At 70.9% G+C, this 20,138-nt stretch carries 11 protein-coding genes; all 11 read left to right on the top strand.

All coding sequences use genetic code 11. The annotated features are described in order from the left end of the window. Positions 1-168: 168 nt before the first annotated feature. The 11 genes from ACIQTT_RS08100 to ACIQTT_RS08050 all read left to right on the top strand — a co-directional run bounded on the left by ACIQTT_RS08100 (position 169) and on the right by ACIQTT_RS08050 (position 20,091). Positions 169-1,527, top strand: a complete 1,359-nt coding sequence (locus ACIQTT_RS08100; protein ID WP_402788378.1) for a S8 family serine peptidase — start codon at positions 169-171, stop codon at positions 1,525-1,527. A gap of 256 nt (positions 1,528-1,783) precedes the next feature. Next, positions 1,784-7,873: an Ig-like domain-containing protein gene (locus ACIQTT_RS08095; protein ID WP_402788376.1), complete on the top strand. Its 6,090-nt coding sequence runs from the start codon at positions 1,784-1,786 to the stop codon at positions 7,871-7,873. Between the two features lie 58 nt (positions 7,874-7,931). Next, positions 7,932-8,903 carry an AAA family ATPase gene (locus ACIQTT_RS08090; RefSeq protein WP_402788374.1) on the top strand — a complete coding sequence of 324 codons (972 nt, stop codon included), beginning with the start codon at positions 7,932-7,934 and terminating at the stop codon, positions 8,901-8,903. Beyond that, positions 8,903-10,165, top strand: coding sequence for a DUF58 domain-containing protein (locus ACIQTT_RS08085; RefSeq protein WP_402788372.1), 1,263 nt, complete (start codon positions 8,903-8,905; stop codon positions 10,163-10,165). Before ACIQTT_RS08090 ends, ACIQTT_RS08085 begins: the two co-directional genes overlap by 1 nt. Next, on the top strand, positions 10,162-12,588 hold the full coding sequence (locus ACIQTT_RS08080) for a transglutaminaseTgpA domain-containing protein (RefSeq protein ID WP_402788370.1): 2,427 nt from the start codon (positions 10,162-10,164) through the stop codon (positions 12,586-12,588). Before ACIQTT_RS08085 ends, ACIQTT_RS08080 begins: the two co-directional genes overlap by 4 nt. Beyond that, complete coding sequence (locus ACIQTT_RS08075; protein ID WP_402788368.1) at positions 12,585-13,964, top strand: RDD family protein; 1,380 nt, start codon at positions 12,585-12,587, stop codon at positions 13,962-13,964. Before ACIQTT_RS08080 ends, ACIQTT_RS08075 begins: the two co-directional genes overlap by 4 nt. Then, positions 13,961-14,776: a PP2C family protein-serine/threonine phosphatase gene (locus tag ACIQTT_RS08070; RefSeq protein ID WP_402788366.1), complete on the top strand. Its 816-nt coding sequence runs from the start codon at positions 13,961-13,963 to the stop codon at positions 14,774-14,776. Before ACIQTT_RS08075 ends, ACIQTT_RS08070 begins: the two co-directional genes overlap by 4 nt. Beyond that, positions 14,776-16,242 (top strand): FHA domain-containing protein, encoded by a 1,467-nt coding sequence (locus ACIQTT_RS08065; protein ID WP_402788364.1) that lies wholly within the window; start codon positions 14,776-14,778, stop codon positions 16,240-16,242. The genes ACIQTT_RS08070 and ACIQTT_RS08065 overlap by 1 nt, the downstream gene beginning before the upstream one ends. Next, positions 16,239-17,870 carry a serine/threonine-protein kinase gene (locus ACIQTT_RS08060; RefSeq protein ID WP_402788362.1) on the top strand — a complete coding sequence of 544 codons (1,632 nt, stop codon included), beginning with the start codon at positions 16,239-16,241 and terminating at the stop codon, positions 17,868-17,870. The genes ACIQTT_RS08065 and ACIQTT_RS08060 overlap by 4 nt, the downstream gene beginning before the upstream one ends. Further along, entirely contained in the window at positions 17,867-18,592 is a 726-nt protein-coding gene (locus tag ACIQTT_RS08055; RefSeq protein WP_402788360.1) for a hypothetical protein, read from the top strand. The genes ACIQTT_RS08060 and ACIQTT_RS08055 overlap by 4 nt, the downstream gene beginning before the upstream one ends. Continuing rightward, positions 18,589-20,091 (top strand): RDD family protein, encoded by a 1,503-nt coding sequence (locus ACIQTT_RS08050; protein ID WP_402788358.1) that lies wholly within the window; start codon positions 18,589-18,591, stop codon positions 20,089-20,091. Before ACIQTT_RS08055 ends, ACIQTT_RS08050 begins: the two co-directional genes overlap by 4 nt. Positions 20,092-20,138: the final 47 nt, after the last annotated feature.

Here is a 20,138-nt window from a genome sequence, read left to right as displayed (position 1 = left end):
GTCGGTGATTCGTGGCTTACGATCGACCGCGGACGCACGACGTTTCGGTCGGCGCGTGCGGGATTCGGAGGGGGTCCGATGGGGATTTTTGTCGAGCTGGGTGACGGGGCGTCTGGTCGGCTGACGCTCCGTTCGCGTGAGGGGCGTGGCCGTGGGCGGCGGCCACTGATGCGCGGTCGTGCGCTGGGCGCCGTGGCGATGGCGGGTGCGCTGGTGCTGGGTATCGCGGCGCCGTCGAGCGCTTCTTCATCCGAGGACCTGGAGTCCGGGCTGTGGTACTTCGAGCGGGGCCATGTGCAGGACGCGCACGACGCCGGTTTCGACGGCACGGGTGTGACGGTCGCGGTGATCGACACCCAGATCAATCCGGACGTGATCGGGCTGCGCGGAGCGAACATCGAGGTACGCGAGCCGTCGTATTGCTACGACGAGGCGGGTGAGCCGTATCCGGCGACCTCGACGGACTACATCGCCGCGCATCACGGCACGAACGTGGCATCGATGATCGTCGGATCGGGCGAGGCGCCGGCCGGTGGCGTGCCGATCAAGGGAGTGGCGCCGGGTGCATCTCTTCTGTACTACGACGCTTCCGTTCCCGCCGACCCGACAGACCCGATGAGCACAGAAATCGAATGCACGCAGGCCAATGGTGCACCTCTCCGAAGCGAGGACGACCTCACAGGACAAGGCGCGGCGATCTTGGATGCGATCGACGCAGGTGCCGACATCATTTCCATCTCGAGCACGTTTGACTTCATGAACACAGACACGATCGCGAAAGCCCATGCGGCTGGCGTCGTTGTCGTCGTCGCGCTGGTGAACGATCAACTGAGCCAAGTGCAGGTTGTCCCGAACGGAGCTGTCGGGGTCCAGTCGTTCGATGCGGACGGAATGATCCAATCGACAACGACGTGGGAGGGAACCGAGCAGCATGCGAACAATGATGACCAGGTTGTCGCCTCGGGTCCCGGCGTCGGAGTTCTCTTGCAAGGGACGCGGGAGTCGTGGGACGCGCAGAGCCTGAGCGGGGGGACGTCGTTCGCCACCCCGATCGTCGCAGGCTTCCTGGCGGTCGTGAAGCAGAAGTATCCGGACGCGACGGCGGGGCAGCTGATTCAGAGCCTCATCCACAACACGGGCACGAAGGGTGAGCACGAGCCCGAGTGGAACAGCAGCACGGGCTACGGTGCCGCGTCGTTGACGGGCATGCTGGCGGTGGATCCGACGAAGTATCCGGATGTGAACCCGATCTTCGATGCGGACGATGAGTTCGGCTCTCCGTCCACAGCGGACGTGCGCGAGGCAGAACGCGAACTCGAGGCCGCCGAGAGTCCCGCGCCGACAACGGGACCGGACAAAGAGACGGCCGCGCAAGAGAGCGCCTCGACTGCCCTTCCCGCATGGCTGCCCTGGGCGATCGGCGGCGGCATCGTCGCTGCACTCCTCATCATCGGCGGCGTGATCCTCGCCCTGGTCCGCGCCCGCACGTCCCGGCGCAGGAACGCCGAGCCCGAAGAGCGCGCATGAAAGGGAGAGCGAAAGCGTCGACGTGAGCGGCGATATCAGCCGTGATGTCGCAGGCGACATGATCATCACGATCGACCTCTCGGCTCCGGCGCGCTGACTGTCTGGGGGCTCCGGAGGCTCCGGGGCCCCACCGCACTGCATGGGGAACTCTCCCCATGCAGTGGCATTCCAGCACGCGGTTAGGATGTTCAGGTGCGCCGTGCGGCCCCGGGCCGCTCGGCAACAGTCGAGCACGGACCTGTGGGGGGAACACGGAATGAAGGCGCTGTCCTGGATGCGGGCACGACCCAAGACCCTGGCCTCCGCTGCCGGGGTCACGGTCGGTGTGATCGCGATCACCACCATGGCCTTCACCTACGAGGGTTTCCCCACCACGAAGGTCGACCTGAACGACGGCGGGGTCTGGATCACCAAGACGTCGAGCCTGCTGGTCGGTCACTTCAACCACGAGTCCACGGTGCTCGACGGCGGCCTGCGCACGACGGGTGAGAACTACGACATCCTGCAGGACGCCACGAACATCCTCGTCGTCGACGAGAGCGCCTCGACGATGACCGCGGTCGACCCCGCCCGCGTCGCCCTCGGTGACTCGGCCGCGATCCCCACCGCCTCCAAGGTCGCCCTCGGCAACCGCACCGCCGCGATCCTCGATCAGAAGACGGGTGAGCTGTGGGTCGTGCCCGTGCAGGGTGTGCCCGGGTTCGAGCCCGAGGTGCAGGACCCGGTCGCCGAGCTCGGCGCCGACGCCGACGTCGCCGTCGGCACGGACGGCACCGTCTACGGTCTGTCGGCCGAGCGCGGAGAAGTCGTCACGGTCCCCGTCGACGCCGAAGGCGAGGCAGGCGACCCCTCGGCCGCCTCGGTCGGCGAGATCGACACCTCTGCGCGGCCCACCATCACCGCCGTCGGCACCACCCCGGTCGTGCTCGACGCCGCAGCCGGCATCGTCACCTCGCCCGGCGGCTTCCGCACCGAGCTCCCCGGGGCGAACGAGGCGGTTCTGCAGCAGGCATCCGCAGAGACGGATGCCGTCGCCATCGCCACCCCGGATGCTCTCGTGCGCCTGCCCTTCGACGGCAGCGAGCCGAGCACCACCCAGGCCGGCGGCACCGGAACTCCGACCGCGCCGGTCTGGCTGCGCGGTTGCACCTACGGCGCCTGGGCGGGGACGGCGACGTTCATCCGTGAATGCCCGGGCAGCACCAACGACGTCAACGCGACCGTCGAAGGCGCCGAAGAGTCGCAGAGCCTGGTGTTCCGCGTGAACCGCGACGTCATCATCCTCAACGACGCCGTGGGCGGAGCAGCCTGGCTGGCCGACGAGAGCCTGCAGCGCGTCGACAACTGGAACGACCTCACCCCGCCCGAGGGCGAGACCGAGAACGAGGACGACTCCACCGAGGAAACCGTCGAGACGACTCTGCCCGAGCGCAAGGAGGAGAACACCCCTCCGATCGCCGAGGACGATTCGTTCGGCGTTCGCCCGGGCGTGACGACCATGCTCCCGGTGCTCGACAACGACAACGATCCCGACGGTGACGTGCTGGTCGCGACCCTGGCCGAATCCCAGCCGTCGATCGGCGAGATCCAGCAGGTGCAGAACGGTGGTTCGCTCCAGATCGCCGTCGCCGAGGATGCGAAGGGCTCGACGACCTTCACCTACGAGGCCGACGACGGCCGTGGCGGCAAGGACACGGCGACCGTCACGCTCACGGTGTACGACGACAGCATCAACACCGCCCCCGTGCCCAAGCGCAAGACGAGCCTCACGATCGAGACCGGCGGGACGGTCTCGTACAACATCCTCCCGGACTGGATCGACCCCGAAGGCGATGACGTCTACCTGAAGGACGTCGTTCCCGCTCCCGGCGACGAGGTCGACTTCAGCACCGACGGCCAGATCACGTACAAGGCCACCGCGAGCCTGCAGGGCCGCAAGGAGGTGCAGGTCACGGTCGCCGACGGATACGGCGAGAGCGCGACGGCATCCCTCACCCTCGACGTGCGCCCCGAGGGATCGACGAAGCCGAAGACCAACGCCGACCATGTCGTGACGCGCGTCGGCGAGCAGGTCACGGTCGCCCCGCTCGCGAACGACACCAGTTCGGGTCGTGAGCCGTTGCGCCTCGGCCGGGTGAGCGAGGTGCCCGGCGCCACCGTGCTGCCCGACGCACCGAACAAGACGTTCACCTTCACCGCCGACAATCCGGGCACCTACTACGTGCTGTACCTCGCGACCGCCGGTCCTGAGAACGGCGAGGGGATCGTGCGCGTCGACGTGCTCGAGGCGACCGAGACCGATCTGCCCCCGGTCGCCGTGCGCGATGTCGCGCTGCTGCCCACGGGCGGCGACGTGCTCGTGGGCGTGCTCGCCAACGACGTCGACCCCGCCGGCGGCATCCTCGTCGTGCAGTCGGTGTCGATCGAGGAGGACTCCGGCATCTCGGTGTCGGTCATCAACCACGAGACGCTGCGCATCACCGACCAGGGCGCGCTGACCGATCAGGCGCGCATCACGTACCGCATCTCGAACGGCTCGAAATCGGCCGAGGGCGAGGTCGTGGTGATCCCGATCCCGGCACCCGACAAGCTGCTCCAGCCGGTCGTGAACGACGACACCGCGACCGTGCGCGCCGGTGACGTCGTCACGATCCCGGTGCTCGACAACGACACCCACCCGAACGACGACGTGCTGCACGTCGTGCCCGAGCTCGTCGAGCCGCTCGTCGACCCCGAGGACGGCGAGGCCTTCGTGTCGCAGGACACGGTGCGCTTCAAGGCCGGTCCGGTCGCGAAGACCGTCTACCTGACCTACGAAGCCGTCGATTCGCGTCAGCAGAAGGACGCCGGGTACGTCACGATCCAGATCCTCCCGATCGACGAGGAGACGAACGCGGCCCCGCGTCCGCAGGACCTCGTGGCACGCGTGCTCGCCGGATCGACCGCCAACATCGCCGTGCCGCTCGACGGCATCGACGCCGACGGAGACTCGGTCGAGCTGATCGACATCGCGTCGAACCCGACCAAGGGCCGCATCACCGAGACCGCGCAGAACTACTTCACCTACGAGGCCTTCGACGGCTCGGCCGGTGTCGACGTGTTCAAGTACCGGGTGCGCGATCGCCTCGGCAAGGAGGGCATCGCGACGATCCGCGTCGGCATCGCCCCCGCCGAGAAGGTCAACCAAGCGCCCTATGCGGTGAAGGATGCCGTCGTCGTGCGGCCCGGTCGTGAGATCGCTGTGCCCGTGATGGAGAACGACTCCGACCCCGAGGGCGACAAGATCGTCCTGGTCGAAGACGGACTCGAGGTGCCCACCGAGACGGGCATCGAGGCCCGCGTCTCGGGCGACCGCGTGCTGGTGCAGGCGCCCGACCGCGCGCTCGAGACCTCGCTGCAGTACACGATCCGCGACACTCGTGGCGCGACCGCGACCGCCGCGCTGCAGATCACGGTCGATGAGGACGTGCCCCTGCAGGCGCCGATCGCCCGCGACGACCGCGTGCGACCGACCGACCTCACCGAGGGCACGTTGGATGCCGACATCGACATCCTCGTCAACGACGAAGACCCCGACGGCACCACCGACCGGCTCGAGGTCACCCTCGGCGAGGGCGCGACGCAGCTGGAGAACGGGATGGTGCGGGTCACCGTCACCGAGGAGCTCCAGCTCATCCGCTACACCCTCACCGATCAGGACGGGCTCGAGGCATCCGCCTTCATCTTCGTCCCGGCCGAATCCGATCTGCGCCCGATCCTCGACTCCACCGAGCCGCTCGAGGTCATGAGCGGGGAGACCAAGGAGGTCCCGCTCGCCGACTACGTGACCGTCGCCGGAGGCGGCACGGCGCGCATCACCGAGCACGCCCGCGTGAGCGCCGTTCACGCGAACGGCGCCGACCTCGTGCAGGACGAGACGACGCTGGTCTACACCTCGGCCGACGGCTACTTCGGGCAGGACGCGCTCACCTTCGAGGTCACCGACGGCACCGGGCCCGACGACCCCGAGGGGCGCAAGGCCACGCTGAGCATTCCGATCAACGTCCTGCCGCCCGACAACCAGCAGCCCGAGTTCATCGGCACCGAGATGGTCGTCGCGGCCGGTGAGGACGCCACACGCCTCGACCTCGTGCCGCTGACGACCGACCCCGACCCCGAAGACGCCGGCGTGCACACGTACACGTACGTGAGCGGCGCGGGCGACGGCATCAGCGCGCGCATCGACGGACAGGAGCTGCTCGTCGAAGCCGGATCCGACGTCGAGAAGGGCACCGTCGCCTCTCTCAAGCTCGAGATCTCCGACGGCACGACCGAGCCCGTCGAGGGCACCGTCACGGTGCGCGTCGGGGCGTCGACCCGGCCGCTCCCGGCCGCGAACACCGACACGATCTCGGAGGCCGACCAGGGCAAGAGCATCACGGTGCCCGTGCTCGCGAACGACTTCAACCCGTTCCCCGAGACGCCGCTCAAGCTCATGAACGCGTCGACCGAGTCGGGGTCGGGCGGTGCCGAGGTGCAGGGCGACGAGGTCGTGGTGACCCCCGCCGCTGACTTCGTCGGCACCATGGTCGTGCGCTACCGCATCCAGGACGCCACGAAGGACCCCGACCGCGAGGCCAACGGCCAGATCATCGTGACCGTGCAGGGCGTGCCGGATGCCCCGGGCACCCCCACCGTGTCGAGCGTGCAGGATCGCACGGTCGTCGTCTCGTACGGCGCGCCGTCGAACAACGGCGCCGAGATCACGAAGTACACGGTGCGCTCGGTGACCGGCAACCCCTACTCGAAGGAGTGCGGCTCGACGACCTGCACCCTCGACGGCCTCACCAACAACGTCGAGTACTCGTTCCAGGTCACGGCCACCAACCGCGTCGGCGAGTCCGAGCCCTCGGGCGGCTCGGCGATCGCGCGGCCGGACGCGCGTCCCGACACCCCGAACCCGCCGACCCTGAAGTTCGGCGACAAGTCGCTCGACGTGAGCTGGCAGACGCCCACCACCCCGGGGTCGCCGGTCGAGAGCTACACCCTCGAGATCTCGCCCGCGCCGCCGTCCGGCGTGACGCAGAAGCAGGTCACGGGCAATTCCATGACCTGGGAGGGCCTCGAGAACGGCGGCAACTACCAGGTGCGTGTGCAGGCCCACAACCGCGCGCCCGAACCGTCGAGCTGGAGCGGATGGTCGGCATCCGAGATCCCGGCCGGGCCCCCGATGCCCGCCGCCGCTCCCACGACCGCCGAGATCCAGGGCGTCGGCAACCAGGCGCAGATGCAGGTCTCGTGGGAGCCCGGCAGCGCCAACGGCGACGCGATCGACTCCTTCCAGCTCGAGGTGTGGGAGGGCGGCACCCTCCGCAACACCCTCACCCCGAACGCCGGAGCGCGCTCGCAGGCCGTCACCGTCGCGACCTCGGAGACGCCGTACACCTACCGCATCCGCGCGATCAACAAGGCGGGCTGGGGCGAGTGGAGCCCGATGTCGGCCCCACGCCGAGGGGTCAACAAGCCCAGCGCGCCGTCGTTCTCGTCGGTCGCCGACGGCGACCGTGCACTCACGCTCTCGTGGACGGCGGGCGCGCGCAACGGCGCCCGTGAGAACGAGGTGCAGTACCAGTACTCGCTCAACGGCGGGGGGAGCTGGGCAGGCATCCCGGGCAACAACGTGATCTCGGGCCTCACCAACGGCACGACCTACAACGTGGTGCTGCGCGCGGTCGCGACCGTCGACGGCACGACCTACGCCAGCGAGGGCTCTGCCACGCGTTCGGGTCGGCCGTACGGACCGCTCAGCCAGCCGGGACTCTCGTCCCAACAGAACGCCACCAGTGTGACGTTCTCGTGGAACGGTAACCAGTCGGCGAACGGCCGCGAGATCAGCTCCGTGCAGATCCGGATCAACGGCGGCGGATGGGAAGGCGTGGCCGCGAACGGATCGCGCACGGTCGGCAACGGCTACAGCCAGTCGCACTCGATCACGGTGCGCGTGACGGACTCCGCCGGTCAGACGGTCGAGCGTTCCACCAGCGAGACCTCCGGCTCGAAGCCGCCGCCCAAGGCCTGGGTCACCTCGAGCGGTAACGCGAACGGTCAACCCAACTGCAACGACGGCACCTGCTCGTACTTCTACGTCACGATGCGCGACTTCCCGCCCAACAAGACGATGTACCTGCAGTGCGCGAGCAACGCGCCCGCGCCGTACGGCGGCACGTTCGGCGGTCGCAACGTGACGACCGACGGCAACGGCAACTACGAGGAGCGGATCGGCTGCTACCTCGGCATGCGCCGTGGCACGATCGAGGCCTGGGTCGTCATCGACGGCACGGCCTACGAGCGCAGGACCTGGCAGTGATCCGGTACGACACCTCTGCACGCGAAGACACCCCACGAGAACAGGGAACGACACACTCATGACCATGACTCCCGAGCAGGCCACCTGGTTCCAGGGCACCTTCCACCGTCTCGTCGAGAACGTCGACAAGGCGGTGCAGGGGAAGCAGGAGATCGTCGGCCTGGTGATCTCCGCGATGCTCGCCGAGGGGCACGTGCTGCTGGAGGACGCCCCGGGCACCGGCAAGACGAGCCTGGCGAAGGCGCTCGCCGCCACCGTGCAGGGCACCAGCGCGCGCATCCAGTTCACGCCCGATCTGCTGCCCTCCGACGTGACCGGCGTCACGATCTACGACCAGCAGCAGCACCGGTTCGAGTTCCACAAGGGACCGATCTTCGCGTCGATCGTGCTCGCCGACGAGATCAACCGCGCCTCGCCCAAGACCCAGTCCGCGCTGCTGGAGGTCATGGAGGAGTCGCGCGTCACGGTCGACGGCGTCACGCACGAGACCGGGCGCCCGTTCCTCGTGATCGCGACGCAGAACCCGATCGAGCAGGCCGGAACGTACAAGCTCCCCGAGGCCCAGCTCGACCGCTTCCTCATCAAGACGTCGATCGGCTACCCCGATCTCGCCGTCACCGAGAGCATCCTGGCCGGTGCATCCGACCGCAACCCCTCCGCCGGCCTGGCCGCGATCATCACCACCAGCGCGGTCGCCGATATGGCCGACCTCGCCGCGACGGTGCACGTCGAGCCCGCCGTGCTGCGGTACACCGCCGAGCTCGCCGAGGCGACCCGCACCGACTCGGCGACGCGTCTCGGGGTCTCGGTGCGCGGAGCGATCGCGATGATCCGCATCGCGAAGGTGTGGGCCGCCGCGCACGGCCGCCACTTCGTGCTGCCCGATGACATCAAGGTCCTCGCGCGCCCCGTCTGGCAGCACCGCATGCTGCTCGACGCCGAGGCCGAGTTCGCCGGCACGTCGAGCGAGACCGTGATCGCCCGGGTGCTCGACTCCGTGGCGGCGCCGCAGGCGCGAACGGCGGCCTGATGACCACGGAGGCCCTGCAGAGCACGCAGCCCACGATCGACCGCGACGCCGGCTGGCGCGACATCGCGGCGGTCGTCGGTGTGCGGATGCTCGCGCGCCTCCGTCTCATCGCGCAGGCCGTGCGTCCGCTGGCGTGGGTGCTGATCGGTCTCGCGGTCGGATTCTGGATCCTCGGGCAGATCGCCGGGTGGGCGGAGTTCACGATCACCGCCCTCGTCATCGCGATCGCCGTCGCGCTGTGCGCCCTGTTCCTCATCGGACGCACCGCCTACGACGTCTCGCTCGACCTCGCCCGCACCCGCGTCGTCGTGGGGGAGCGGGCGATCGGTGCCCTGAAGCTCGCGAACCTCGGAACGCGGGCGATCCTGCCCTCGCGCGTCGTGCTGCCGGTCGGCGCGGGGCGCGGGGAGTTCGGCATCCAGCGCCTCGCTCCGGGCGCCGAAGCCGAGGAGCTCTTCGCGATCCCCACCCAGAAGCGAGGCGTCGTGAAGGTGGGCCCGGTGAGCGTCGTGCGCGGTGATCCGCTCGGCCTGTTCGAGCGCGCCCGCCGCAGCGACGACCCTGTCGACCTGTTCGTGCACCCGCGCACGATCCTCTTCGACGGCCAATCGCTCGGATTCCTCCGCGACCTCGAGGGGATGCCGGCGGCCGACCTGTCGCGCGACGACGTCTCGTTCCACGCCCTCCTCGAATACCAGCCGGGCGACGACCTGCGTCACGTGCACTGGAAGTCGACCGCGCGCACCGGCACCATGATGGTGCGCCAGTACGAGGAGACCCGCCGATCGCACTTCGTGATCGGCCTGTCGCGCTCGACCGGCGACTACGCCCGCGACGAGGACTTCGAGCTCGCGATCTCGGCTGCCGGATCGATCGGCCTGCGCGCCCTGCGCGATTCGCAGCGCGTCGACATGCGGGTGCAGGGCAGGGAGCTGCCGTCGAGCACCGGCAAGCAACTGCTCGACTCGCTCTCGGCCGTCGAGAACTCCAAACCCCGAGAGGGCGGCATCGCCGAACTCGCCGGGGTGCTCGCCGCGAGCATGCCGCTCGCCAGCATCGTCGTGCTGGTGTGCGGATCGAAGGTGCGCACCGAGGACCTGCGGCTCGCGTGCGCGCGCCTGCCCTTCGGCGCGCGGGTTCTCGCGATCGTCACCGACTCCACGCTCTCGTCGCCCGAGCTGCGCCGCATCGGCGACGCCGACGTCGTCACGATCGGCGCGCTCGAGCAGATCCCCCTCGCTCTGCAGAAGGTGCTCGCATGACCGCGCCCGCGATCCCGGCCGCGCCGATCGCCCTTCCGCTGCGCCGCTGGATCCTCGATCTCGTCGCCACGGCTCTGGTCGTCGGCGCCGTGCTCCTCGGCTTCTGGCCGACGTTCGCCGGCGGGTCGTTCCTGCCCGCGGCGATCGGCGGCCTCGTCCTCGGCCTCGCGATCGCCGGTGTCTCGGCTTGGCGGCGCTGGGGCATCCTGATCATCACCGGTCTCACGATCGCCGTGTACTTCGTCTTCGGTGGGGCGCTCGCTCTCCCCGCCACGACCATCGCCGGCGTCGTGCCCACGTTCGAGACGCTGCAGAAGCTCGCGCTGGGCGTGGTGACGTCGTGGAAGCAGATGCTCACGACCGTCGCCCCGGTCTCGGCCGCCGACGGACACCTGCTCGTGCCGTTCCTGCTGGCTCTCGTGGCGTCGACCGTCACGGCCTCGCTCGCGCTGCGGCTGTCGAACGTCGCGTGGGCGCTGATCCCCGCGGGCACGCTGCTCGTGCTGGTGATCGCGCTCGGCACCCCCGAGACGGCGTTCCCCCTCGTGCAGGGCCTCGTGTTCGCGGTCGTGGCCATCGCCTGGCTGGCGCTGCGGCAGCTGTGGGCGCCGCAGAACTCGGCCATCTCGGTGAGCGAGGTCGACCCGTCGCGAGCGGCTCACATGCGCCTGCGCCGGCTGCTGGCCGGTGCGGCCGTGCTCGCGATCGCCGCGGGAGCGGGCATCGCATCGTCGGCCATCGCCGCCCCCGCCGAGACCCGCCACGTGTTCCGTGACGTGATCATCCCGCCGTTCGACATCCGCGACTACCCGAGCCCGCTGCAGGCGTTCCGCAAGAACGTGCGCGATGAGAAGGTGAAGACGCTCTTCACCGTGCGGGGCCTGCCCGAGAACGCGCGCATCCGCATCGCGGTCATGGACCAGTTCGACGGCATGGTCTACAACGTCACCGACGGGGGACCGGGGTCGTCGAGCGCATTCACGCCGCTGCGCTCCGACATGTCGCCCGAGGCCGAGGGGATCCCGGTCACGCTGCAGGTCGAGATCGCCGAGTACAGCGGGGTGTGGGTGCCGGATGCCGGTGCCGTCTCCGAGATCGAATACACGGGCGACCGCGCCGAAGAGCTGCGTCGCGGCACGTTCTACAACACCGAGACCGGTACCGCGGTGGCGACGTCGCGACTCACGACCGGAGACACGTACACGGTCGACACCGTGATCCCGAACGAGATCGATGACGACCGCCTCGCCGAGGTCGCGTTCGGCAACGTCACCCAGCCGAAGCAGAGCAACGTGCCCGAGGAACTCACGGCGCTCGCCGCCGAGACCGTGGCGGATGCCGAGTCCCCGATCGAGCAGGTGCGTGCGCTCGAGACGATGCTGGCCGACGGCGGATTCTTCAGCCACGGCCTCGAGGGCGAGGTCATCTCTCGCGCCGGCCACACGGCGGAGCGTATCTCGACGCTCGTCGGCGGCGACCAGATGATCGGCGACGACGAGCAGTACGCGGTCGCGATGGCGCTGCTCGCCCGTGAGGTCGGCATCCCCGCCCGCGTCGTGATGGGGTACTACCCCGACGAGGAAGACGCGAAGGCCGCCGAGTTCGCCGCCACCGGCGACGACGTGCACGCCTGGGTCGAGGTGAACTTCGAGGGCGTGGGATGGCTGCCGTTCACCCCGACCCCGCCCGAGGATCAGGTGCCGAACGACCAGAACACCAAGCCGCGCGTCGACCCCAAGCCGCAGGTGCTGCAGCCGCCGCCCCCGCCGCAGGAGCCGGTCGACCTGCCTCCGACGCTGCCCGACGACCGCAAGTCCGAGGACGAGACCCTCAACATCCTCGGCATCCTGGGCACGATCCTCGCGATCGGCGGCATCACGCTCGCGATCCTCGCCCTCCTCGCCTCGCCGTTCATCGTGATCGGTGCGTGGAAGGCGGCCAAGCGCCGTGCGCGCCGCAGCGCCGCGCGCACCTCCGACCGCATCAGCGGCGGCTGGGACGAACTCACCGATCGCGCGACGGACTACGGTGCCCGGATCGCGCCGGGCGGCACGCGCGTCGAGGATGCCGCGACCGTCGTCGCCACGCTCGACGTACCGAAGGCGGCCGTGCTGGCGCAGCGCGCGGATGCGGAGATCTTCGGCCCGACCGATCCGACGCCGGCGGATGTCGAGGCGTTCTGGAGCGAGGTCGACGACATCGTCGGCGGCCTGGGCAAGGATGCCGGCTTCTGGAAGCGGTGGAAAGCGCGGGCGAATCTGCGCTCGCTCCTCGGCGGAACGGCCCTGTCGAACGGCTTCCAAGGCTTGAAGGACGCCGCCGCCGCACGCGTCGCCGATTCGGCGGACGCGCGCGCACGCCGCGAACCTGGCACCATCGAGAACAACGACCGCACCACCGCCCCCGAGAGCGAGACCCCATGACCCAGCTCCCCTTCGGTCAGATCGCCCCGATCTCCCGGCGCGCGGTCGCGTACCTCATCGACGCGCTGATCGCCGGCGGCCTGGCGATCGTGCTCAGCGTCGTGCTCGGCATCGCCACCGCTCTCTCGGGCGGGCTCGAGGCGTCGTTGATGACGGTGACCATCGGCGGGCCTCTCGTCGGTCTCGTGCTGCTGGGCTGGTTCGTGTTCTACACGAACATGCAGGCCGGTGCGGGATCCATCGGCATGCGCGCCCAGGGTCTGCGCCTCGTGTCGGAGACCGACGGCTCGTCGATCGGTTTCGGTCGCGCCCTCCTGCGCAACATCATCTTCGGCCTCGCCGCCGGCATCGTCGTGGGGTACTTCACGCCGCTGTTCGACGGTTCGGGCCGTTTCCAGGGCTGGCACGACAAGGTCGGTCGCTCGCTCATGCTCGACGCCCCCGCCGAGGGCGGGATCGTGCCGATCGTGGCGCCGTCGACCACGGCGATGCCGATCGTCGACGGTGCGTCGCCGTCGTACCCCGCGCCGACCGCTCCGTCGCAGCCGCCCGCGATCCCGGGTCTGCCCCACCCCGGATCGTACGGAGCCACGCATGCCCCGGCCCCGCACGCACCGGCCCCGCAGGCCGCGGTCTCGCCCTACGCACCGCCGACCGCTCCCGGCCAGGCGCCCGCTGCTCCTCCCGCGCCCACGGCGTCCCCGCAAGCCCCGCCCGCTCCGGCCGAACCCTACGCGCCGTCGGCGCCCGTGTTCCCCGCCCCGGCGACACCGGTGGCGCCGGCCGCGCCGATCGGCGAGGGCGGCGACCTGATCGCCTTCGTCCCCGGCGTGACGCAGGATGCTCCGCCCCGCCCGCCGCAGCCCTCGGCTCCGACACCCGACGAGGCCGAGCCCGCAGCGCCGGCCCCGCCCGCGTCCTCGGCACCGGTCTCCGCACCGGCGCCTGTTGCGCCCGCGCCGGCCGCCCCGGCCGCGCCCGCGCCGGTGGCGCCCGCCGCGGCGCCTCTCGTCGAAGACCCCGACGTCGAGTCGACCCGCATCAGCATCCCCGGTCACCGGCTCATCTTCACGTGGGACGACGGCACCCGCGTCTCGGTCTCGCGGCGCACGGTCTTCGGTCGCAATCCGGGCCCGGAGGAGGGCGCGGCGACCGTGGCGGTGCGCGATGAGACGCTCTCTCTGTCGAAGACGCACTTCGAGGCCGCCGCCGAGATCTCGGGCGGATGGGTGCTCGACCGCCACTCGACCAACGGCACCACGATCGTGCGCGAGGGCCAGCGCATCGCCTGCCCGCCGGGTCAGCGCGTGCCGGTCAGGCTCGGCGACGCGATCGAGATCGGTGACCGCATCGTCACGGTCGGGGGCTACGCATGAGGCCCGGACTGGTCGTCTCGTCGGGTGCGGCGACGCACGCGGGCCTGCGCCGGCCGCTCAACGAAGACGCCTACCTCGCCACCTCGCCCGTGTTCGTCGTCGCCGACGGCATGGGCGGGCACGAGGCGGGGGAGCGCGCGAGCGCGGCCGTCATCGCCGAGTTCGCTTTCTCGATCGGGCGCACGGCGCTCGAACTCGACGACGTGCGGCGGGCGCTGGCGACGGCTCGCGACCGCGTCGAGGAGCTGTCGACCTCGGGCAACGGACGTGCGGGCACGACCCTCAGCGGTGTCGTGATCGCCGATGTCGACGGCATGGGGTACTGGCTCGCGGTGAACATCGGCGACTCGCGCACCTATCGCTTCGCCGACCGCGAGCTCGAGCAGATCAGCGTCGACCATTCGGTCGTTCAGGAGCTCATCGAGGCCGGCGAACTCACGCCGCAGGATGCGCTCACCGACCGTCGGCGCAACATCATCACCCGTGCGATCGGCGCCTCCAGCACCGGCGACGCGGACTACTGGATGTTCCCCGCCGAGCTGGGCGATCGGATGCTGGTGTGCTCCGACGGCCTCACCTCGGAGGTGTCCGACGAGCGCATCCGGGACATCCTCGGTACGATGCCCGACCCGCAGCGGGCGGCCGACGCGCTCATCGAGGCGGCCGTGGCCGCCGGCGGGCGCGACAACATCACCGTCGTCGTCGCCGACGCAGTCTCGGTCGCCTCGCGCCCGGGCACGCTGCTCGCGACGGACGACGATATCGACATGAACACGCGTCCGCGTGAAGCCGCAGCAGGAGGGGGTCGCTGATGCAGACCATCTATCGCCCGGGCCAGTGGAATCTCATCGTGATCCCCGGCGCGCTGGTCGCGCTGCCGCCGGATGCCCCCACCGAGGTCGTGTCGACCCTCTGGGAGCGGCTCCCGGCGCACAAGACGCTGGCGACGGTGGTCGACGTGCTCACCACACAGGCGGGCGGGTCGTTCACCGCGCTGCCGCCGTTCGTCGCGGCGGTCGCCGAAGGTTCCGATGTGCGCATCGCGCTGCGCGGCGGGGTCACCGCGCGCGTGACCGCGACCGATGGCGCGCATGAACTCTCCGGCGCCGAGGTGACGACGTGGAGCGAGCGCTTCGTCGGCGGCGCCACACGCATCGAGATCACCGTCGAGACGGTCGAGGGCGAAGCGAGCCTCCCGGTGCATACCGGCATCGTGCGCGCGGCAGCGGTGAGCGCCGACCTCGAATCCGACGACGCCGCTCCGTTGACGGGTGCGCTCGGGCCCGCGCCGATCGTCGTCGCCTCGCACGACGGCGCCTCGGCATCGGCACTCGCCGCCGCCCCCGTGCCGCTCGCTCTCTTCGGGGGAGCGGGGCTCGGAGCGGATGCCGCGATCAGCGCCCCGCTCGTCGGCACCGTGCCGGTGCCCCCGGTCGTGACGCCCCCGCCCGTCGTCGCGCCGCCGGTGGTGGCACCGGTATCCGTATCGTCGCCGCCGGTCTCCGTCGTGCCGATCATCCCCGCGCCGCCGGCCGCGCCGGAGGATGGCGCAGCCGAGGAGGGCGCGGCCGAGGAGGCAACGCCCGAGCCCGCAGAGGCCGCCCCCGCGTCCGACGCGGCCCCGGTCACCGAGGAGATCGCCGAGCAGCCGGCGGAGTCGGGACCGGTGCCGGTCATCGAGGGCGTCACCCTCGTGCCCGCCGAAGACACGATCACGCCGGACGACGACGACATCTTCGACCAGCTCTTCGGAGCGACGGTGCACACCGCTCCGGCGCCGGCCGACGCCCCGCCGGTGCCGCCGCTCCCCGCTCAGGGCGACCACGACGGCGCGACGATCTCCGCCGCCGAGTTGCGCGCCCTGCGCCAGCAGCCGGCATCGGCCGATGAGACGCCGACCGCCGTGCTGCCCGTCGCCGGGGCATCCGACGGCCCGACCACCGGCCGTCTGCGGGTGTCGAGCGGGCAGGTCGTCGAACTCGATCGCACCGTGATCATCGGTCGTCGTCCGCGCTCCACGCGGGCCAGCGGGGCGAGCCTTCCACACCTGATCGCCGTCGAGAGCCCGCAGCAGGACATCTCCCGCAGCCACCTCGAGGTGCGCCCCGAGGGCGACACCGTGGTCGTGATCGACCTGCACACCACCAACGGATCGACGCTGCTGCGCCCGGGCGCGGACCCCGTGCGTCTGCACCCGGGGGAGCAGACGCTCGTGCTCACCGGCGACGTGATCGATCTCGGCGACGGGATCACCGTCGCCTTCGAGGACCTGCCGTGAATCGTCGCCCGTCACCGCCGCCCGTCCTTCCCGGCTTCACGTACGTGGAGCCGCTGGGTACGGGCGGCTTCGCCGACGTCTTCCTCTACGAGCAGGAGATGCCGCGCCGTCGGGTCGCCGTGAAGGTGCTGCTCGCCGACCGCATCTCGAGCGGATCCGCCCAGGAGTTCGCCGACGAGGCCAACGTCATGGCGATGCTCTCGACGCACCCCGCGATCGTCACGATCTACCAGGCAGGTGTCGCGGGCGACGGGCGCCCGTACCTCGTGATGGAGTACTGCCCGCGTCCGAACCTGCAGCTGCGCGCGCGCAAGGAGTCGTTCTCGGTCGCCGAGGCGCTCCGTGTCGGTGTGCAGGTCGCCGGTGCCGTCGAGACGGCGCATCGCGCCGGGGTGCTGCACCGCGACATCAAGCCCGCGAACATCCTCGTGACCGAGTACAACCGTCCGGCCCTCACCGACTTCGGCATCGCGTCGACCACGGGTGCGACCACCGAGGCGTCCGGCATGTCGATCCCGTGGTCGCCGCCCGAGTCGTTCGCCGAGCCGCCCACGAGCGGCCCGCGCACCGACGTCTGGGCCCTCGGAGCGACGCTGTTCACCCTGCTCGCCGGGCGCTCGCCGTTCGAGCGGCCGGGCGAGCGCAACTCCAGCGCCGACCTCATCGAGCGCATCGAGCGTGCGGCCCTGCCGCAGCTCGGCCGCCCCGACTCGCCGGAGAGCCTGCAGCGGCTGCTCGAGCGGGCGATGGCGAAGAACCCCGACGACCGCTTCCCGAGCGCGGTCGCGTTCGCGCGTGCGTTGCAGAAGGTCCAGATCGAGCTGTCGCACTCGGTCACCCCGATCGACATCGTCGACGAGCATCCGTCCGCCGACGAGATCCGCGACGACGACGACGGACTGACCCGGGTGCGCGAGCTCGTCAGCATCGACCCCGACATGGCGACGTCGACGCGGCCCTCGGCGACGACCCAGCGCCACACCCCGCCCCGCACGCCCGAGGTGCCCCGTTTCGACGCACCGGTCGCGCCCTCGGCGTTCGAGCAGACGCAGCTGCGTCCCTCGGCCGCGCCCGTGCCGCCGCCCGCGTACGACGACGAGCACACCCTGCTGCGCGCGCCGCAGGTGGTCGCGCCCGAGACCCCGGCCTTCGTCCCGGCACCGCCGGCGCCCGGCGGCCCGACGGCTCCCGCACCGGCGGCGACGGATGCCCGGCGCTCGCGCACGGGTCTCTGGATCGGCCTCGCCGCCGCAGCCGTGGTGCTCGTGATCGGCGGCATCGTCGGACTCAACCTGCTCGTCGCCGGTCTCGAACCCGAACCCGCACCGCAGGCATCCGAAGACGCGCAGCCGCAGGACGTGGTTCCCGACGTGGTGCCCACGCTCGCCGCACCGACCGGCACGCGCGAGGGGTCGACCGTCACGTTCACCTGGACGAATCCCTCCCCGCAGGAGGGCGACAGTTACCTCTGGAACCAGGTGCGCCTCGATGACGTGGGCGAGCAGAAGCAGACCGCGGAGACGACGGTGCAGGTCGAGAGCCCGGCGGGCGATATCGTGTGCATCGATGTGATGCTTCGGCGCGAGGACGGAAGAGCCTCGGAGCCGGTACGGGGGTGCGTGGAGTGAGCGGTACGACCGGAGTGACCGTCGAGTTCGCCGGGGAGTACTTCCCCATCGAGCACGGGGGACGATTCATCGTGGGGCGGGAGGGGGATCTCGAGCTCGACGACAACCTCTTCCTGCATCGGCATTTCCTCGAGATCACGGATGCCGACGGGCTGTGGTGGCTGTCGAACGTCGGCACGCGCCTGACGGCGACCGTCACCGACTCGGCCGGCGGGGTGCAGGCCTGGCTCGCGCCCGGCGCGCGACTGCCGCTGGTGTTCGAGAAGACGACGGTGGTCTTCAGCGCGGGGCCGACGACCTACGAGCTCACCCTGCACGCCGCCGAGCCCGCGTTCCGGGCGACCCGGCGCGACCACGACGACGGCGGTGCGTCGACCATCGGCGACGTGCCCCTGACCCTCAGCCAGAAGCTGCTGATCCTCGCGCTCGCCGAGCCGCAGCTGCGGCGTGACGGCACCGGCATGAGTGACATCCCCACCTCGGTGAAGGCCGCCGAGCGCCTGGGCTGGACCGTCACCCGCTTCAACCGCAAGCTCGACAACGTGTGCGACAAGTTCGACCGCGTGGGCGTGCCCGGCATGCGGGGCGGGCAGCGCAGCTTCGCCACGAACCGCCGTGCCCGGCTCGTCGAGCACGTGATCGCGTCGCGTCTGGTCAGCCGTGAGGACCTCCCGCTGCTCGACATCTCGCACGCCGACGAAGTCGAAGGGGAGCAGGAGTGATCTGGGAGATCGACGACGGCGCGTCCGCCGTCGAGGGACTCGACGCGCACGGACGCCCTGATCCCGCCTACGCCGCATCGCTCGGCCTGCTACCCGCCCGCAAGGGGTCCCGCGTGCTCGCGTCGCTCCTCGAAGCCGCGGTCGCCGTGCTCCTCGCGCTGCCCGCGCTGATCGTGCTGCCGCCGATCCTCGCCGACATCGCGTCCGGCGGTTTCGACGTCGACGCGTTCTTCGCCCGTGGCGACCTGGTCTGGGTGATCGTCGCGCTGGCGGTCTCGCAGGTGCTGACCCTGGCCTACGTGATCGTGCAGTTGGTGATGCACGGACGCAAGGGAGTGACGCTGGGCAAGGCCGTGTGCGGCATCCGCTCGGTGAACGTGCGCACCCTCGAGCGCCCGAAGTTCTGGCGCGGAGCGGTCGTGCGCTACCTCGTCGCCTACGCCTCGCTCATCGTGCCCGTGATCGGCCCGGTGCTCGTGATCGCCCTGTCGCCGCTCTTCGACATCGAGCGTCGTGGGCGCGGATGGCTCGACCTCGCCGCCGGCACCTGGTTCGTCGATGTGCGCCGCGGGCTCAACCCCTACGACCAGAAGCGCATGCGCATCGCCCGCAAGAGCGTCAAGATCTCGGAGCACGAGGAGAAGGCGCCGCTGCCCTCGCTCGCCACCCCGATCGACCGAGACGCGCCCGCCGAGTACGTGCCGAGCGCGCGTCTCTCGGGCGGGGTCATCGGCGCGCACCGGTCGCAGACGCCGCAGACGCCGCAGACGCCGCAGCCGGACAAGACGGATGCTCCTGCTCCGGGTTCGATGGTCGCTGCGGTGCCGCCGTCGCTCGCGACCGGTGCCCCTCCCGCCTTCCCGGTCGCACCGGCCGTGGCGGCGCCCGCTCCGGCCGTGCCCTCGCCCGCGCCGCCCGCCTCGGCGCCGGCCGCGCCCGTCGTGCCGCCGCCCCAGGCGCCGGCGGCCCCGGCTCCGGGACCGGCCGTCGCGCCACCCGCCGCCCCGGCTCCGGCCGAGCCCGCTCCCGCGGTCGCGGCACCTGCGGCGCCCGCTCCGGTGGCCGAGCACGCCCCCGCGGTTGCTTCCGACGTTGCGGCCGCCACGGCGGCTGCCGCTCCGGCGACATCGTCGGCCGCGGCATCCGCTCCTCGCGTCGATGCGACCGACGGCATCCGCGCCGTGCTCGTGCTCGACTCGGGCGCGCGCGTCGAGGTGCGCGGAACCACGCTGTTCGGCCGCGCGCCCGCCGCCGCGGCCGGTGAGGGCGAGGCGCAGCTGATCCCCGTTCCCGACGAGACCCGGTCGGTGTCGAAGACCCACGTGGCCGTGATGCCCGCCCGCCGCGGCGTCTTCGTGGTCGACCGCGCGTCGACCAACGGCAGCGCGATCATCCGCGACGGAGCCGAGACGCCGCTCGTCGCCGGACACCCCGCCGAGCTGCGCACGGGCGACACCGTGCGCTTCGGCGACCGCACGATGCGGGTGGAACACGCATGACCGGGGCCGTGCGCCCCACCGCCGGAAGACGTGAGACGCGCCCCGGG

The sequence above is a fragment of the Microbacterium sp. NPDC090225 genome, from assembly GCF_044772365.1.
In the GTDB taxonomy this organism is placed as follows: Bacteria; Actinomycetota; Actinomycetes; order Actinomycetales; family Microbacteriaceae; genus Microbacterium.
This window is presented reverse-complemented; position numbering and strand designations above follow the sequence as displayed.

Coding starts and splice junctions, on each gene's coding strand:
- ACIQTT_RS08075 (WP_402788368.1), top strand. CDS start 12,585: ATGACCCAGCTCCCCTTCGGTCAGATCGCCCCGATCTCCCGGCGCGCG.
- ACIQTT_RS08095 (WP_402788376.1), top strand. CDS start 1,784: ATGAAGGCGCTGTCCTGGATGCGGGCACGACCCAAGACCCTGGCCTCC.
- ACIQTT_RS08085 (WP_402788372.1), top strand. CDS start 8,903: ATGACCACGGAGGCCCTGCAGAGCACGCAGCCCACGATCGACCGCGAC.
- ACIQTT_RS08100 (WP_402788378.1), top strand. CDS start 169: ATGCGCGGTCGTGCGCTGGGCGCCGTGGCGATGGCGGGTGCGCTGGTG.
- ACIQTT_RS08080 (WP_402788370.1), top strand. CDS start 10,162: ATGACCGCGCCCGCGATCCCGGCCGCGCCGATCGCCCTTCCGCTGCGC.
- ACIQTT_RS08070 (WP_402788366.1), top strand. CDS start 13,961: ATGAGGCCCGGACTGGTCGTCTCGTCGGGTGCGGCGACGCACGCGGGC.
- ACIQTT_RS08090 (WP_402788374.1), top strand. CDS start 7,932: ATGACCATGACTCCCGAGCAGGCCACCTGGTTCCAGGGCACCTTCCAC.
- ACIQTT_RS08065 (WP_402788364.1), top strand. CDS start 14,776: ATGCAGACCATCTATCGCCCGGGCCAGTGGAATCTCATCGTGATCCCC.